Origin of the sequence: Microvirga sp. HBU67558 (assembly GCF_018069605.1) — a bacterium.
Taxonomy (GTDB): domain Bacteria; phylum Pseudomonadota; class Alphaproteobacteria; order Rhizobiales; family Beijerinckiaceae; genus Microvirga; species Microvirga terrae.
In genome coordinates, this window is record NZ_JAGPUP010000526.1 from 30450 (window position 1) to 47555 (window position 17106).

A 17106-nucleotide genomic window follows, 5' to 3' on the forward strand; every position below is an offset into this window, starting at 1 on the left:
GGCGACGGGCTTCATCGCCTGTCGCCCATCCTGAGAGCTTTTGATTTCATGCACGTCTCGCGCCAGCAGCCCCGCACGCTGAAGCACCGATTATGGGTGGCGTTCCTCGTCGTCCCGCCCATCGTGTTCATGTCGCTGTTCGTGGTCTACCCGATCCTGTCGGCCTTCGCCTATGCCTTCTACGACTGGCAGGGCCTGGCGCGCGGCGAGTTCGTCGGCCTGAAGAATTTCAGGGAGGTGCTGTTCGGCGCCACCATGGCGCCCGTTGTCTGGAACGCCTTCCTGCACAACGTCTATGCGCTGATCGCCCTGATGATCATTCAGAACGGCGGCGGCTTCCTCCTGGCTTGGCTCCTCTACAAGGAGCCCTTCGGCTTTCGCTTCCACCGCATTGCGATCTTCGTCCCGGTGGTGCTCTCGACGATCATCGTCGGCTTCCTGTGGAAGCTCTTCCTGAATCCCAATTTCGGCATCATCAATCAGGCTCTTTACTCACTGGGTCTCGATTCATGGGCCAGGCCCTGGCTCGGCGATTCCTCCACGGCACTCGGGGCGCTGATCCTCGCCAATGCCTGGCACTTCGTCGGCTTCCCGGCGCTCGTCTATCTCGCCGGCATGCAGCGGATTCCCCCGGAGGTCATCGAGGCGGCCCGGCTCGACGGCACCAACGAGTGGCAGCTTCTGAAGACCATCGTGTGGCCGCTGGTGGCGCCGAGCACCACCATCCTGTTCACGCTGCTCTTCATCGGCGCGTTCAACTGGTTCGAGATCCCTTACGTGATGGCCGGGCTCGACGGATCGCCCTTCGGTTCGACCGACGTGCTCGGCCTGGTCTTCTATCGAACGGCCTTCGGCAACCAGAGCGCCAGCATCCAGAATTTCGGCATGGGGTCGGCGCTCGCCACGCTCCTGTTCCTCTTCATCGTCGTCTTCGCGTCCATGCTGACCCTGTGGCTGCGCCGTCGGGAGATCCAGTTTTGACCGCCGTCACGTCCGATACGCCGGCAACCCGCCAGGCGGTTCCCTTCGTCCTGCTCGCTCAGGTCATCCTGATCGCGAACTCGTTCATCATGCTCTATCCCGTCGTCGTGATGGTGCTCTCCGCCTTCAAGACCACGGGCGAGATCTTCGAGCATCCCTTCGCCCTGCCGGACTTCACGCAGGTCGGGAACTTCGCCAAGGTGCTCGGCGAAACCGCGATGCCGGTCTATTTCGTCAACTCGGTCCTCGTGACCGGCACCTCGATCCTCCTGATCCTGGTGCTCGGCACCATGGCGGGCTATGCGGTGGCGCGCTACGAGTCGCGCACCAACACCTTCATCCTGCTGTTCTTCCTGGCCGGGCTGATGCTGCCCTTGAAGCTTGCCGTCATCCCGCTCTTCATCCTGCTGCGGGATCTCGGGCTTCTCGACAGCCGTTGGAGCCTGATCGTCACCTACACGGCCATCGGCCTGCCGTCGACCGTGTTCATCATGGCGGGATTCCTGCGCACCCTGCCGGCGGAGCTTGAGGATGCGGCGCGCATCGACGGCGCCTCGGAGCCGCGCATCATGTGGTCGGTCATGCTGCCGCTGGCGCGTCCGCCCATGGCGATCGCCGCCATCCAGAATGCGGTGCCGATCTGGAACGACTTCTTCTTCCCGCTCGTCTTCATCCAGACGGATGCGCGCAAGACCCTGCCGCAGGGACTGACCACCTTCATGGGCGAATACACCACCGACTGGGGCATGCTGTTCGCCGGTCTCACGATCGCGGCGGCGCCCATTACGCTTCTCTACATCGCCCTGTCGCGCCAGTTCATCCAGGGCATGACGGCCGGCGCCGTGAAGTAGGAGCAGGACATGCTGATCCCGCAAGGCGCCCTCGTCGTCTCCTGCCAGGCCCGTGCCGACAACCCGCTGCACGGGCCGGTCTACATGTCCGCCATGGCGCAGGCGGCGGAGGCGGGCGGCGCCAGGGGCATCCGCGCCAACGGCGTGGGCGATATCGCGGCGATCCGCGCGGTGACCAAGCTTCCGATCATCGGGATCGCCAAGGTGTGGGACGACCGCTTCCCGGTCTACATCACGCCGGGCATCGAGCAGGCGGCGCAGATCGCGAAGGCCGGGGCCGACATCATCGGCCTCGACGCCACACCGCGTCCGCGCGACGGCGAGCCGGTGGCGCGCCTGATCGGTCGCATTCGTGCGGAACTGGACCGGGAGGTCTTCGCCGATATCGCCACGCCGGACGAAGGGCGGGCGGCCCATGCCGCCGGCGCCACCTATGTCGCGACGACGCTTTCCGGCTACACGGAGGAGACGGCTTCCCGCAGGTCAGATGGGCCGGATCTGGAGCTTCTGTCGGCTCTCGTGGCCGAGCTCCCGGTTCCTGTCGTGGCCGAAGGTCGCTTCGATACGCCGGATCTCGTTGCGGAAGCTTTCAGGCGAGGGGCTCATGCGGTGGTGGTCGGCACCGCGATCACCAACCCGCGCGAGATCACGCGGAGATTTGTCCGGGCCATCGGGTCCTAGGGACCGCCACGGTCGGAAAAGATAGCTTGTAACGCAAACGTGAGAGCCCCTCTGGCATTCCCGGGTGTACCCATTCACAATGGGTTCCCAACGAGGTGATGCCGTGCTGATCCGCCGCCCTGCCGATATCCTTCCCTCCGAGATCACCCCTCGTGAGGTCTATCTCAACCGCCGCCAATGGATGGCCGGCGCCGCCGGTCTGGCCTTGTCGGCGGCCCTGCCGCTGGGCCTGGAGGCCGCGCCCCTGTCGGCCGCCAAGAGCCCGTTCTCCACGGACGAGAAGAAGACCAGCCGCGAGGATGTCACGAGCTACAACAACTACTACGAGTTCGGCACCGGCAAGGAGGATCCCGCGGCGAATGCCGGGAGCCTCAAAACCTCGCCCTGGACCGTCAAGGTCGACGGCATGGTGGGCAAGAAGGCCGAGTTTGCCGTCGAGGATCTCATCAAGTCGTCCGCCCTCGAGGAGCGCGTCTACCGCATGCGCTGCGTCGAAGGCTGGTCCATGGTCATCCCCTGGGTCGGGTTCCCACTGGCGGACCTGATCAAGCGGGTGGAGCCCTTGGGCAGCGCGAAATACGTCGCCTTCGAGACTGCCTATCGGCCGGAGGAGATGTCCGGGGTCCAGTCGATGTTCCCGGTGCTCGACTGGCCCTATGTGGAGGGACTGCGCCTCGATGAGGCCATGAACCCCCTGGCCATCCTGGCCGTGGGACTCTACGGCGAGACCCTGCCGAACCAGAACGGCGCACCGATCCGGCTCGTCGTTCCATGGAAGTACGGGTTCAAGGGCATCAAGTCGATCACCCGGATCAGCTTCGTCGAGAAGCAGCCGGAGACGTCCTGGAACCGGCAGGCTCCAAGCGAATACGGCTTCTATGCCAACGTGAACCCGAGCGTCGACCACCCGCGCTGGAGCCAGGCGACCGAGCGGCGCATCGGCGAGGGCGGCCTCTTCGTGAAACGCCGTCCGACGCTCATGTTCAACGGCTATGCCGACCAGGTGGCAAGCCTCTATACCGGCATGGACCTGCGGAAATTCTACTGATGGCAGGACGAGCCTCCGTTCAGGGCGAGAAGAAAGCCTTCGCTCTGCCCCAGGTGCCGAAGATCGCCGTGTATCTCGTCGGCTTCATTCCGGCCGTGTGGCTGTTCTATGCCGGCGTCACGGACCAACTCGGGGCCGATCCGATGCGGTACCTGGAGCAGGGCCTCGGCCTCTGGGCACTGCGCTTCCTGATCGCCACCCTGGCGATCACGCCCCTGCGCCAGCTGTTCAATGTCAACCTGCTGCGCTATCGCCGGGCGGTCGGGCTGCTCGCCTTCTATTATGCCGCTCTGCACCTTCTCACCTACCTGGTGCTCGATCAGGGGCTCGATCTCCCGGCCATCGTGGCCGACATCGTGAAGCGGCCCTACATCACCATCGGCATGGCGACTTTCGTGATCCTCGTGCCTCTGGCCGTCACCTCCAACAATGCCGCAATCCGGCGCATGGGCGGGCAGGCCTGGGCGAAGCTGCATCGCCTCGTCTACGCGGCGGCCATCGGGGCGGCGCTTCATTTCCTTCTCGTGGTCAAGTCCTGGCCGCCCGAGCCGATCATCTATGCGGCCATCGTTGCCGTGCTGCTCGGCTACCGGCTGATCCGGTCCAGCGTGAAGAAGCCATCCGCGCGGCGCCGACCGGCTTGATGGCCGGTCGAGGATCGGTAGGATGCCTGCATCAGGCAGGACACCGCCAGCCGGGAGAGACGAGATGCGTTCGGCACCACATTCGATCGGGAGGCTTGCGAAGGCGGGCCTCTTCGGTCTTCTCGCCATGTGCGTGCTGGCTGGCGGAGCCATGGCGCAGACCCGGGATGTGGTGGTTTTCGCAGCGGCCAGCCTGAAGAACGCCCTCGATGACGCCAGCGCCTCGTGGACACGGGAGACTGGCAAGCGGATCACGGTCTCCTATGCCGCCAGCAACGTCCTGGCCAAGCAGATCGAGGCCGGCGCCCCTGCGGATCTCTTTGCCTCGGCCGACCTCGACTGGATGGAATACGCAGCCTCCCGGGGGCTGATCAAGCCCGAGAGCCGGGTCAACCTGCTCGGTAACACCCTAGTCCTCGTTGCGCCCAAGGGCTCGCCGACACAAGTCCCACTGCGGCCCGGGATCGATCTCGCGTCCATCCTCGGAGGCGACCGCCTGGCCATGGGGCATGTGGATGCGGTACCGGCCGGCAAATACGGCAAGGCGGCGCTTGAGTATCTCGGGGCCTGGTCGGGCGTGAAGGACAAGGTCGCGCAAGCCGACAACGTGCGGGCCGCTCTTCTTCTCGTATCCCGCGGCGAGGCGCCGCTCGGGATTGTCTACAAGACCGATGCCGTTGCCGATCCTAACGTGAGCATCGTCGCCACATTCCCGCAGGAGAGCCATCCGTCCATCGTCTACCCGGTGGCGCTCACGAAGGAATCAACAAATCCCGACGCCGCGGCGTTCCTGGCTTTCCTGCGCACGGACAAGGCGAAGCCTTTCTTCGACAGGCAGGGCTTCACGTTCGTCGGCAAGGCGGCCTCCGGTTCGTGACCGACTGGCTTTCTCCGGAAGAATGGACCGCCGTCCGTCTCAGCCTGAAGGTTGCCTTCGTGGCGATGACCGCGAGCCTCGTCCCGGGGATCGCAATCGCGTTGCTTCTCGAACGCGGGCGTTTCTGGGGGCGGCAGGCCCTGGATGTGATCGTTCACCTGCCGCTCGTGTTGCCGCCGGTCGTCGTCGGCTGGTTCCTGCTCGTCGGCTTCGGGCGGCGCGGTCCCATCGGGGCGTTTCTCGCCGAGCAGTTCGGCATCGTCCTGTCCTTCCGCTGGACGGGGGCGGCGCTCGCCTGTGCGGTCATGGGCTTCCCGCTGCTGGTGCGGGCGATCCGTCTGTCCATCGCGTCGGTCGACCGCAAGCTGGAAGACGCGGCAGGCACCTTGGGGGCGCACCCCGCATGGGTGTTCGCGGTCGTGACGCTGCCGCTGATCCTGCCGGGGATCATTGCCGGCATGGTGCTGTCCTTCGCGAAGGCGATGGGCGAGTTCGGCGCGACGATCACCTTCGTGTCCAACATTCCGGGCGAGACGCAGACCATCCCGACGGCCATCTTTGCCTACACGCAGGTGCCGGGAGGCGAGAGCGGCGCGATGCGGCTGACCCTCGTGTCCATCGCCATTTCGATGGCGGCGCTCTGGTGCTCCGAATGGCTGGCGCGACGGGTCGGGCGGCGGGCTCACGCGTCATGATCCTCGACGTCGACATCCGGCATGAGCAGGGTGAATTCGTCCTGGACGCACGCTTCCGATCGGACGGGAAGCTCACCGCGCTGTTCGGGCCGTCCGGATCCGGCAAGACGACGATCGTGAATGCGATCGGCGGTCTCGTTCGGCCGGATCAGGGGCGGGTCACCGTGCAGGGACAGGTGCTCGTCGACACGGCGAAGAACATCTTCGTGCCCAAGCATCAGCGCCGGATCGGATATGTCTTCCAGGAGGGGCGCCTCTTCCCACATCTCACCGTGCGGCAGAACCTTCTCTTCGGGCGCTGGTTCACACCGAGACAGCAGCGCAGGACGAGCTTCGACGGAGTCGTCGACCTCTTGGGCATCGGTCATCTGCTCGGAAGGCGGCCGTCCACGTTGTCAGGCGGCGAGAAGCAGCGCACCGCCATCGGACGGGCGCTTCTGGCGGATCCGCGCCTGCTGCTCATGGATGAACCGCTGGCCTCCCTCGATGAGGCGCGCAAGGCCGAAATCTACCCGTACATCGAGCGCCTGCGCGACGAGGCCGGCGTTCCGATCGTTCTCGTCAGTCATTCCGTGGCCGAGATTGCGAGGCTCGCCACCTCCGTGGTCGTCCTCGCCGAGGGGCGAGTGACGGCATCAGGCCCTGCCTCGGAGATCCTCCGGCATTCCCATCTCTTCGTGCCCATGGGACTTGCCGAAGCGGGCGCGCTGATCGACGCTCGGGTGCTGCGGCACGATGATCCGTTTGCTCTGACGGTCCTGCAGGCCAGGGCCGGAACCTTGACGGTGCCGCGCCTGAACCATCCTGTCGGAACGGCCCTGCGCGTGCGTCTGCGTGCCCGTGACATCATGCTCTCTCTGCACAAGCCGGCGGGGATGAGCGCCCTGAATGTCCTGCCCGGACGGATTTCCTCGATCGAGGATTCCGAGGAGGCGAGCGTGGATGTACAGCTCGATTGCGGCGGCGACGGCCTCGTGGCGCGCGTGACCCGCAAATCGGTCGCGGAGCTTGGCCTGAGGCCAGGCATGCTCGTCCATGCCATCATCAAGAGCATCGCCTTCGATCCGGAGGTCCTTGGCGCGGTCAACCCGTCCCGTCCGTGAGATTTTCACCCATCGAGGTTGCACCGGCGTCTGAGCCGTGTAGCCTCTCCGGCCACCATTTCTGCTTCGAGAGCCCGAGATCATGAACGAACAATTCCGGAATCCGACCGATGCCGCATCCCATGCCAAGCTTCTCGATCGCCTGGGGGAAGTCGCCGTCCGGGTCGGATTGGGGCTGAAGCCGGGCCAGGAACTGGTCGTGACCGCTCCTCTCGATGCCGTCGCTCTGGTGCGGCGCATCACGGAGCACGCCTACAAGGCCGGTGCCTCCCTGGTGACCACGATCTTCTCCGACGAGGAGAGCGCGCTCCTGCGCTTCCGGAATGGCCGGGACGAGAGCTTCGACACGGCTCCGGCCTGGCTCTATGAGGGCATGGCGGCCGCCTACAGGAACGGCGCCGCCCGTCTGGCCATCGTCGGTGAGGATCCGTCCTTGCTCGCCAAGGAGGATCCGGAAAAGGTCTCGCGCGCCAACCGGGCCCGCTCCAAGGCCTATATGCCCGCCCTCAACATGATCGCCGGGTTCGACATCAACTGGACCATCGTGTCGGCCGCGACACCGGCCTGGGCCAGGACGGTGTTCCCGGACGACCCGGAAGAGGTGGCCGTGGCCAAGCTCTGGCAGGCGATCTTCTCGGCCTCCCGCGTCGACACGCCGGATCCCATCGCCGCGTGGGAAACCCACAACGCAGCCCTCCAGGCGCGCACCCGGACACTGAACGAGAAGAATTATGCGGCGCTTCACTTCCGCGGCCCCGGCACGGATCTCCGCGTGGGCCTCGCGGACGGGCATGAGTGGAACGGCGGATCGACCAGGGCGAAGAACGGCGTCGTGTGCAACGCCAACATTCCGACCGAAGAAGTCTTCACCACACCGCACAAGGACCGGGTCGAGGGCGTCGTGAGCAGCACCAAGCCGCTGTCCTACAACGGCACCCTCATTCAGGACATCCAGGTCCGGTTCGAGGCCGGTCGCATCGTCGAGAGCAAGGCGCGCACCGGCGAGGCCGTGCTGAACAAGGTCCTCGACACGGACGAGGGTGCGCGCCGCCTCGGGGAGGTGGCGCTGGTGCCTTACTCGTCGCCGATTTCTCAGAGCGGCCTTCTCTTCTTCAACACCCTGTTCGACGAGAATGCCTCCAGCCACATCGCTCTTGGTCAGGCCTATAGCAAATGCATCCGCAACGGCGGAACGATGAGCGAGGAGGAGCTTGCCTCTCACGGCTCCAACAAAAGTCTGATCCACATCGACTGGATGATCGGCTCCGACCAGGTCGACGTGGACGGCGTTACGCAGGACGGGCGGGCCGAGCCTCTCATGCGCGGCGGCGAATGGGTAACGTCGTAACAAGAGTGCTGGCGTTTTCGCGTGGGTCGGATCTATGATCCCGACGATGGCCTGATCTGCCGCAAACAGTGCTTGACGGAGTGGTTCGGTAGCTGTGATGGATGACAGGTATCATAGAGGTACTGGCCCGGCTTTCCGCTGGGTCAGGACCGGCTCACGAGCGTGGATGGATGTCGGGCACTGCTAATCGTAGGTCTCAGGACCAAGCTCTCCTGTCGGTTCGCTCCCTGTCGGTGGAGTTCGGTACGGGGAGCGGAGCCTTCAAAGCTGTCAGGGACGTCAGCTTCGATGTGCAGCCCGGCAGGACCCTGGCGGTCGTCGGCGAGTCGGGATCGGGAAAATCCGTCACCTCCCTGGCGATCATGCGCCTGACCGACTACACGGGCGGGCGCATCACCGGAGGGCAGGTGCTGTTCCGCCCCGACGGGGGCGAGGCGATCGATCTCGTCAAAGCCTCCGACGGCAGGCTCCGTGAGATCCGCGGCAACGACATCGCGATGATCTTCCAGGAGCCGATGACGTCCCTCAACCCCGTCTTCACCATCGGCAATCAGATCTCCGAGACTCTCGTCCTGCATCAGGGCCTGAACGGGCGTGACGCCCGGCTGCGGGCCAAGGAGCTGCTGCAGAAGGTGCGCCTGCCGGACGCGGACAAGCTGCTCGACCGCTATCCGCATCAGCTCTCGGGCGGCATGCGCCAGCGCGTCATGATCGCCATGGCGCTCGCCTGCAATCCGAAACTCCTGATTGCCGACGAGCCGACGACCGCCCTCGACGTGACGATCCAGGCTCAGATCCTCAATATCATCCGCGACCTGCAGCAGGAGATGGGCACCGCCGTCATCTTCATCACCCACGACATGGGCGTGGTGGCCGAGATGGCCGACGACGTGGTGGTCATGTGGAAGGGCGAGAAGGTGGAGCAGGCGCCGGTGCGCGACGTCTTCGCCGCACCCCAGCATCCCTATACCAGGGCTCTGCTCTCCGCCGTGCCGCGCCTCGGGAGCCTGACCGGGCAGCCCCTGTCCAAACGCACCCCCGTGATGGTGATGGACGGCGGCGTCGCCAAGGCCGTCGGCGAAACGCACGAGCAGAACACGGCCGATTACACGAAGCCGATCCTGCAGGTGGACAAGCTCACCACGCGCTTCGACGTGGGCAAGACCTTCTTTGGACGCGTGACCCACCGCGTCCATGCGGTGGAAGAGGTTAGCTTCGACATCTATCCCGGAGAGACCCTGGCCCTGGTGGGCGAATCCGGCAGCGGCAAGTCCACCATCGGGCGCACCCTGCAGCAGCTCGTCGAGCCGACCGGCGGGACCGTGCGCTTCGACGGGCGCGACATGGCGGCCATGAGCCAGGGCGAGCGGCGGCGCCTGCGCCAGGAGATCCAGTATATCTTCCAGGATCCCTTCGCCTCCCTCGACCCGCGCCATACCGTCGGCTACAGCATCGCCGAGCCGATCATCGTCCATGGCCTGATCAACGACAGGAAAGAGCGTGAGCGGCGCGTGCACGAGCTGCTGGAGCAGGTCGGTCTGCAGCCGCAGCATGCCAAGCGCTACCCGCATGAATTCTCCGGCGGCCAGCGTCAGCGCGTCTGCATCGCGCGCGCCCTCGCGAGCAATCCGAAGCTCGTGATCGCCGACGAATCCGTGTCCGCCCTCGACGTGTCGATCCAGGCGCAGATCGTCAATCTGCTCATGGAGCTGCAGGAGAGAAAGCGGCTGTCCTACCTTTTCATCACCCACGACATGGCCGTTGTGGAGAAGATCAGCCACCGCGTCGCGGTGATGTATCTCGGGCAGATCGTCGAGCTTGGATCGCGCCAGGCGATCTTCGAGAACCCGCAGCATTCCTATACCCGAAAGCTGCTCTCGGCAGTGCCCATCGCCGATCCGCAGCGCGAGCGCGCCGAGACCCGGATCGAGGGAGAAATCCCCAGCCCTGTTCGTGCCGTCGGGCAGGAGCCCGCCATTCACCGCATGCGCGAAGTCGAACCCGGACATTGGGTCGCGATCGAATCCGATCCGCTCCGCGGGGCCGCGTGAGAGACGATTTTCCAGAGGGAGACATCACAATGAAATTCTCATCCACCATGAAAGCGCTCGGTCTGACGGCCGCAGTCGCCCTGGCGCCGCTGATGGCATCCGGGGCTCAGGCGGCCGGAACGCTGACCACGGCCGTCGCCATCGATCCAGGCAGCTGGGATCCGATCGACACCTTCCTGGTCAATTGGTCATCGGCCGCCAACAACATGTTCGACGGCCTCACGGCTCGCGGCGCGGACATGAAGTTGAAGCCCGGCCTCGCGACGTCGTGGGAGTTTCTCGACAACAACAGCCGCATCCGCTTCAAGCTGCGGCAGAACGTCAAGTTCCACAACGGAGAGCCGTTCAACGCGGCGGCCGTGAAGTTCACCTTCGACCGTCTCCTCGGCGAGGAGGGCAAGAAGGGACCGCAGCAGTCGAACTATAACACCATCGATCATGTGGAAGTCGTCGACGACTCGACGGTCGACTTCGTCATGAAGCAGCCGGACCCCGTTCTGCTGACGAAGCTCGCCGGCTATGGCGGCATGATCGTGCCGCCCAAATACATCCAGGAAAAGGGTGACGCTCACTTCAACCTGAACCCGGTCGGCACAGGGCCGTTCAAGTTCGTGGAATACAGCCCCAAGGTCAGCCTCACGCTTGAAGCCTTCCCAGAGCATTGGGGCGGCGCGCCGAAACTCGACAAGGTCGTCACCCGCTTCATCTCGGAGGCGAACACGCAGGTGGCCGAGCTTCAGGCAGGCCGCATCGACGTGGCAACCCTGATCCCGTTCGGCCTCGCGCCGACGGTGGAAAAAAGCCCTAACCTGAGCCTCATCAGCATCACCGGCCCGACGGTCGTGGCCCTGCGCCTCAACACCCGGGACGGCATTACGAAGGACGTGAATGTCCGCAAGGCGCTGATCATGGGAATCGACCGGGATGCGATCATCAAGGCGGTGCTCCTTGGTCATGGCAAGCCGATCGCAAGCTTCCAGTCGGATCTGTCCTTCGGCTACGACCCGAGCCTGAAGCCTTTGCCTTTCGATCTCGCCAAGGCGAAGCAGATGCTGCAGCAGGCCAAGGTCCCGGCCGGCGCCCCGGTGCGGATCGACTTCCGCGGCAACGACGCCACCTTCCGCGAGGTGGCTCAGGCCGCTGCGGGATTCCTCCAGGCGCTCGGCCTCAAGCCCTCGCTGCAGCCGCACGAGCCGCCGGTGCTGCTCAACGACATCATTCCGAACGGCAAGACGGGCGAAGCCTGGCACAATGCCTGGGGCGGGTGGACCTTCGACTACGACAACACCGCCTACCTGATGTATCACTCGGGCGAGAAGTGGAACCCCTACGACAACGATCCCAAGCTGAACGCTCTGCTCGAGAAGCAGCGCACGATGTACGACGTCAAGGAGCGTGAGAAGGTTCTGCAGGAGATCGCCCGCTACGTGGCCGATCAGGCGCTGGAGATCCCGCTCTACAACCAGAACACGATTTTTGGCGTGAACAAGCGGGTCAAGAATTTCGATGCGCCCGCAGACAGCCGCTTCCGGTTCATGGAAACGACCGTCGAGTGACGAATACCTTCGGACATTGCTCCTCGCGGCGATGTCCGGAACCAAGACATTGATGAGGGCCCCGCGCGAGCGGGGCCGTTTTTCCAAGATCAAGAAGGACCCCAGGATGGCAGGCTTCATCCTCAAACGATTGTTGCAGGCCGTTTTCGTGGTCCTCGCGGTGACCTTGATCGTCTCCTTCGCGATCCGCCTGTCGGGCGATCCGGCGATCATGCTGATGGGCGGCGGCAACGTCACCGAGCAGGATCTGCAGAACATCCGGCAGGCGCTCGGGCTGGAGCGACCCTTCTACGTGCAGTATGTCGCGTTTCTCGAAGGAATGGTGAGAGGGGATTTCGGCAAGAGCTTCATGGGCGGCACGCCCGTCTCCATGCTCATTGCCAACGCCCTGCCGGCCACGCTCCTGCTGGCATTCGCCTCACTTCTCGCGTCGATCATCCTGTCGGTGCCTCTCGGCGTGTACGCGGCCGTGAACCGGGGACGCTGGCCGGATCAGATGATTCGCATCCTGTCGCTCGTGGGCCTGTCCTTCCCGAACTTCTGGCTCGCCATCATGATGGTGCTGCTGTTCTCCATCGTGCTCGGACTCCTGCCGCCGAGCGGAATGGAAGGCCCTGAGAGCTTCGTGATGCCGGCGCTCACCATGGCGATCATTCTCACGGCCACCAACGTGCGCCTCGTGCGGACCTCCATGCTGGAGACGCTCTCGCAGCAATACATCATGGTGGCGCGCTCGAAAGGCCTGCGCGACCGCGTCGTCCTGTACAAGCACGCCCTGCGCAACTCGGCCATTCCGCTCGTCACCTATATCGGCCTGCAGTTCGGCGGCCTCATCGGCGGCATCGTGATCATCGAGCGCGTGTTCAACTGGCCCGGCATGGGCACTCTCGCGTTCGACGCGATCTCGAACCGCGACTACCCGGTGCTCCAGGGGACCATCACGGTCCTGGCGCTCTTCATCGTTCTCATCAACCTCCTGGTCGACATTGCCTATGGGCTGATCGACCCGCGTATTCGGACGGAGTAGGGCCCATGGCTGCCGCTCAGGCCGTGTCGTCGGCGCGCCGACACTTCAGGTCGCTCGAACTCGTTCTCGGTCTATTGCTGACCGCGAGCATGGGATTGGCCGTGCTGTTCTCCGGCTTCCTCTTCCCCGATGGCGGCGAGAGCATGGACCTCATGGCCCGCCTCACGCCGCCGTTCCAGGATCTCGCCCATCCCCTCGGCACCGATCCCCTGGGCCGCGACGTGCTGGCGCGCGTCATCGTCGGCGGCACGATATCGCTCACGGTCGGCGTTCTTTCCGTGATGGGCGCGGTCGTCGTCGGGACGGTCGTAGGCCTCGTCGCCGGATATTATCGCGGGATAGCCGAGATCCTGCTGATGCGCTTTGCCGATATCCAGCTGGCGCTCCCGTTCATCCTGCTGGCCATCATGTTCCTCGCCATTCTCGGAACCGGCGTCGACAAGATCATCTTCTTCATGATCGTCGCCCAATGGGTCCAGTATGCGCGCCTCGTGCGGGGATCCGTGCTGGCGCTGCGGGATCGGGAGTTCATCCTCTCGGCCCGGGCCATCGGCGTCGGCAACGGACGCATCATCTTCACCCACATCCTGCCCAATGTGCTCGGTCCCATCGTCATCCTGATGACGCTCAACGTGGCCAACAACATCCTTCTCGAAAGCAGCCTCACGTTCCTGGGACTCGGCGTCGACCCGCTCATCCCGAGCTGGGGCGGCATGCTGGCCGATGGACGCACCTATCTGCAGACGGCCTGGTGGGTCAGCGTGTTTCCCGGGCTTGCCATCATGTTCACCGTGCTCGGCCTGAACCTTCTGGGCGACTGGCTGCGCGACCTTCTTGATCCGACAGGACAGACATCACGATGACCACTTTGCTCGACGAGCACATCCCGCGCGCCCTCGATACCCTTCTGCGTGACTGGTCCGCAGGCGATCATCGCGGCGTGACGCTCGAAGCCTGGCTGTTCGAAGACGAGGCGGCGCGCCGTGCCGCAGAGGCGGAACTGGCGGGAGCCGGGATTCGCGCCTGGCTGCGAAGCGCCTATAAGCCGCTCGTCCATGCTTTTCTGGAGGAGCTCGATACCGCCAACCTGAAGCGCGTGGCCATCCGCTATCCCGTGCATGAGGAGGCGGACCGCCTGCGCTTCCTCTCCGAAACATATCCTCTGGCGGCCCTGCTCGACGGGGTCGAGACTCTCTTCGAACCCGGTCCTGCGGATCTGACCTACCGGGTGACGCTCGAATACCAGGATGAGCGCGTGGCGGAGCATGAGGTTTTCGCGCCGAACCGCCTGCGCACCAACCATCTCGATCAGGTGGATCTCACGCCGACCGGCTGGCTGAGGGTGACCGGGCGTCCCGGCGACGAACCGGACCTGAACGAGGCGCTCGAGACCGAATTCGAACAGGTCTATCAGAAGGTCATGGCGAGCGTTGCGGCCCATGGATGGCCTGACACGGAGCCCTATGCGGAAACCCTGGCGATCGACGTGACGATCCCCGGAATCGAGCGTCCTCTCGATTACGGCGACGAGGTGATGAGCACGCGCGAAGCCCTGCATGAGGACTTCTATTTCTCGCTGCTCGAATTCTTCAAGCGCAGGTCCGGCCGGCCTCCCGAGGACCGGAGCGTGCAGCCGGGCCAGATCGTGCCGGACATTCGCGCCGGTCGCGGCGATGCGCATGTTCGGGTGACCCTGCGCGCCTTCGGTGAACCGCAGAATCCGGCGAGGTCCGAGCAGGACATTGAGACGGCGGAGGCTGCGCCCGGTCTCGCCCAGATCTACCACGAACTCGCTGCGCTTCCCGGAGAGACCTTCGGAGGCATCTCCCGCGAGGGGCGGCCGGTGCGGGGGATCTATCGCGCGGGCTCGCGTCCCGCGGTTCTCGTCACCAGCGGGCAGCATGCCAACGAAACCTCCGCCCCGGTCGGGACGCTGCGCGCCGTGCGCCGGCTCCTGGCCAACCCCGACGCCAACATCGCCTATATCCCGGTCGAGAACCCGGACGGCTATGCGCTGCATGGACGCCTGTGCGAAGCCAATCCGCGCCATATGCACCATGCGGCGCGCTACACTTCGCGCGGCAACGACCTGGAATACGGCGAAGGCGAGCCGGTTTACGAGATCGGTGCTCGCCACCAGGCGCTGGCATTGTCGGGCGCCCAACTGCACCTCAACTTCCACGGCTATCCGGCCCATGAATGGACCAGGCCGCTCACCGGCTATCTGCCGCGTGGGTTCGAACTCTGGACGATCCCGAAGGGCTTCTTCCTCATCATGCGACATCACCCATCCTGGAGTGGGACGGCGAGGACGCTGATCGAAGCCGTGACGACGGGTCTGTCGGCCGTGCCGGGCCTCGCCGAGTTCAACCGCCGTCAGATCGAGATTTGCTCGATCCATTCGGGGGGAACTCCTTACGAGATCATCAACGACGTGCCGTGCCTGATCACGGCGGACGAGCGCCATCCCTCGCCCTTGACCCTCATCACGGAATTCCCCGACGAGACGATCTACGGCGAAGCCTATCGCTTCGCTCATACGGTGCAGATGGCAACCGTCATCGCCGCGGAGGAAGCCTACGCGTCGATCATGGCGAGAGTGGCCTAGCGCTCAGACCGACGGCGACACATCTCGGCCGCTCGGTACAGAATTGTGGCTCCGGACGAAACGCCGGAGCCCGTTCGTTCCGGGAACAAGCCGAGTCCCGCCATCGTTCTTCGGCGGAGCCGGCACGCAATGTGCCGGCCTTGCGGAGTGACGATCATGGCCCGGCTGTCCTGGAAGCAGAACGAGAACGATGCCTCCATCAACGAGGCGGTCGAACTTGTGCGGGAGCACGGGGAAACCCTGCCGTCGATCTCGGACGAAGATGCCTTCGGCGCCATGTTCGACCGGTTCGCCGACGCCAAGGTCGTGCTCCTGGGCGAAGCCACCCATGGCACCTCGGAGTTCTATCGGGCACGGGCTGCCATCACCAAACGCCTGATCGAACAGCACGGCTTCTCCATCGTTGCCGTGGAAGCCGACTGGCCGGATGCTGCGCGCATCGACGCCTATGTGCGTCACCACCACGTGCCCGACGGGGAGGATGAAGCCTTCGAGCGCTTCCCCACCTGGATGTGGCGCAACGAGGAAGTCTATGACTTCGTCAATTGGATGCGCGAGCACAACAAGGAGAAGGCGGAGGACGAGCGGGCCGAGTTCCGCGGGCTCGACGTCTACAGCCTCAACGCATCGATCCGCTCCGTTGTCGACTATCTGGACCGTGTCGATCCGGAGAAGGCCAAGGAGGCGAGGGGGCGCTACGGATGTCTGAGCCCCTGGCAATCGGACCCGGCCCGCTATGGCCGCGCGGTTCTGACCGGCCAGAAGAAGCCCTGCGACGAAGCGTTGCTGCGGCAGCTCCAGGACATTCTGGACAAGCGCATGGACTACCTCCAGGCGGAGGGCGGCGAAGCCTTCTTCGACGCGGTTCAGAACGCCAAGATCGTCCATGCGGCCGAGCACTATTACCGGATCATGTACGAGGGCGCGACGGAATCCTGGAACCTGCGTGACCGGCACATGTTCGAAACCCTGCAGAGCCTGCTGGCCCGGCGCGACAACGCCAAGGCGATCGTCTGGGCGCACAATTCCCATATCGGCAACGCCGCCGCGACGGCCATGGGCTGGCAGGGAGAATTCAACATCGGCGAGCTCTGCCGGAAGGCCTACCGCGATCAGGCCGTGCTGATCGGCTTCGGGACGGATCGGGGCACCGTGGCGGCGGCCGACGATTGGGACGAGCCCATGCAGGTGAAGGCTGTCCGGCCGGCCCGTCCCGACAGCCACGAGCGGATCTTCCGGGAGACCGGCCTCGGCTGCTTCCTGACCGACTGGCGGGAGAACGGCCAAGCCGACCTGACGGAGGTTCTCTCTCGGCCTCGCCTCGAGCGGGCCATCGGCGTGGTCTACCGGCCGGAGACCGAACTCTACAGCCATTACTTCGAGGCGGTGCTGGCCGAGCAGTTCGACGCCTTCATCTGGTTCGACGAGACCCGGGCGGTGACCCCGCTCACCCACGCCCATGGGAAGGGCATGCCGGAGACCTACCCGTTCGGCCTTTGATGCGCCGGCAAACCTCGACTCTCGCGGAGGAGGGTCGATCGTATGTTCTCACTTTGTTCTTGACAGGCGGTGCAAGCTAAGCTATATCATGGCGTAGATCGGTTCCGACGAGGGGCGCGCTCGAGGCGTTCGCAGC

Annotated in this window: 15 protein-coding genes; all 15 read left to right on the forward strand. The window is 64.7% G+C overall.

The window, feature by feature from the left end:
* Positions 1–48 precede the first annotated feature (48 nt).
* Positions 49–981 (forward strand): carbohydrate ABC transporter permease, encoded by a 933-nt coding sequence (locus tag KBI52_RS16865; protein WP_173947840.1) that lies wholly within the window; start codon positions 49–51, stop codon positions 979–981.
* On the forward strand, positions 978–1832 hold the full coding sequence (locus KBI52_RS16870) for a carbohydrate ABC transporter permease (RefSeq protein WP_210808840.1): 855 nt from the start codon (positions 978–980) through the stop codon (positions 1830–1832). The genes KBI52_RS16865 and KBI52_RS16870 overlap by 4 nt, the downstream gene beginning before the upstream one ends.
* 9 nt (positions 1833–1841) lie before the next feature.
* Entirely contained in the window at positions 1842–2513 is a 672-nt protein-coding gene (locus KBI52_RS16875; RefSeq protein WP_173947842.1) for an N-acetylmannosamine-6-phosphate 2-epimerase, read from the forward strand.
* Positions 2514–2592: 79 nt separating this feature from the next.
* Positions 2593–3561 carry a protein-methionine-sulfoxide reductase catalytic subunit MsrP gene (gene msrP / locus KBI52_RS16880; protein WP_210272137.1) on the forward strand — a complete coding sequence of 323 codons (969 nt, stop codon included), beginning with the start codon at positions 2593–2595 and terminating at the stop codon, positions 3559–3561.
* Entirely contained in the window at positions 3561–4205 is a 645-nt protein-coding gene (msrQ, locus tag KBI52_RS16885) for a protein-methionine-sulfoxide reductase heme-binding subunit MsrQ (RefSeq protein ID WP_173947844.1), read from the forward strand. The genes msrP and msrQ overlap by 1 nt, the downstream gene beginning before the upstream one ends.
* Before the next feature lie 64 nt (positions 4206–4269).
* Entirely contained in the window at positions 4270–5082 is an 813-nt protein-coding gene (modA, locus tag KBI52_RS16890) for a molybdate ABC transporter substrate-binding protein (protein ID WP_371823180.1), read from the forward strand.
* Entirely contained in the window at positions 5079–5777 is a 699-nt protein-coding gene (gene modB, locus KBI52_RS16895) for a molybdate ABC transporter permease subunit (RefSeq protein ID WP_173947845.1), read from the forward strand. The genes modA and modB overlap by 4 nt, the downstream gene beginning before the upstream one ends.
* The gene (modC, locus tag KBI52_RS16900) at positions 5774–6880 is read left to right on the forward strand and encodes a molybdenum ABC transporter ATP-binding protein (RefSeq protein ID WP_210808852.1); all 1107 of its coding nucleotides are present in this window, start codon (positions 5774–5776) and stop codon (positions 6878–6880) included. Before modB ends, modC begins: the two co-directional genes overlap by 4 nt.
* Before the next feature lie 82 nt (positions 6881–6962).
* A complete protein-coding gene (locus KBI52_RS16905; protein WP_173947846.1) occupies positions 6963–8228 on the forward strand; it encodes an aminopeptidase in 1266 nt (421 codons plus the stop codon).
* 170 nt (positions 8229–8398) lie between these two features.
* Positions 8399–10279 carry an ABC transporter ATP-binding protein gene (locus KBI52_RS16910; RefSeq protein WP_210808842.1) on the forward strand — a complete coding sequence of 627 codons (1881 nt, stop codon included), beginning with the start codon at positions 8399–8401 and terminating at the stop codon, positions 10277–10279.
* Between the two features lie 29 nt (positions 10280–10308).
* The gene (locus tag KBI52_RS16915) at positions 10309–11835 is read left to right on the forward strand and encodes an ABC transporter substrate-binding protein (protein WP_173947848.1); all 1527 of its coding nucleotides are present in this window, start codon (positions 10309–10311) and stop codon (positions 11833–11835) included.
* Positions 11836–11941: 106 nt separating this feature from the next.
* Positions 11942–12862 carry an ABC transporter permease gene (locus KBI52_RS16920; RefSeq protein ID WP_173947849.1) on the forward strand — a complete coding sequence of 307 codons (921 nt, stop codon included), beginning with the start codon at positions 11942–11944 and terminating at the stop codon, positions 12860–12862.
* A gap of 5 nt (positions 12863–12867) precedes the next feature.
* Entirely contained in the window at positions 12868–13725 is an 858-nt protein-coding gene (locus KBI52_RS16925) for an ABC transporter permease (protein WP_210808844.1), read from the forward strand.
* On the forward strand, positions 13722–15470 hold the full coding sequence (locus KBI52_RS16930; RefSeq protein ID WP_210808846.1) for a M14 family zinc carboxypeptidase: 1749 nt from the start codon (positions 13722–13724) through the stop codon (positions 15468–15470). Before KBI52_RS16925 ends, KBI52_RS16930 begins: the two co-directional genes overlap by 4 nt.
* Positions 15471–15626: 156 nt before the next feature.
* Positions 15627–16970: an erythromycin esterase family protein gene (locus KBI52_RS16935; RefSeq protein WP_173947852.1), complete on the forward strand. Its 1344-nt coding sequence runs from the start codon at positions 15627–15629 to the stop codon at positions 16968–16970.
* Positions 16971–17106 lie beyond the last annotated feature (136 nt).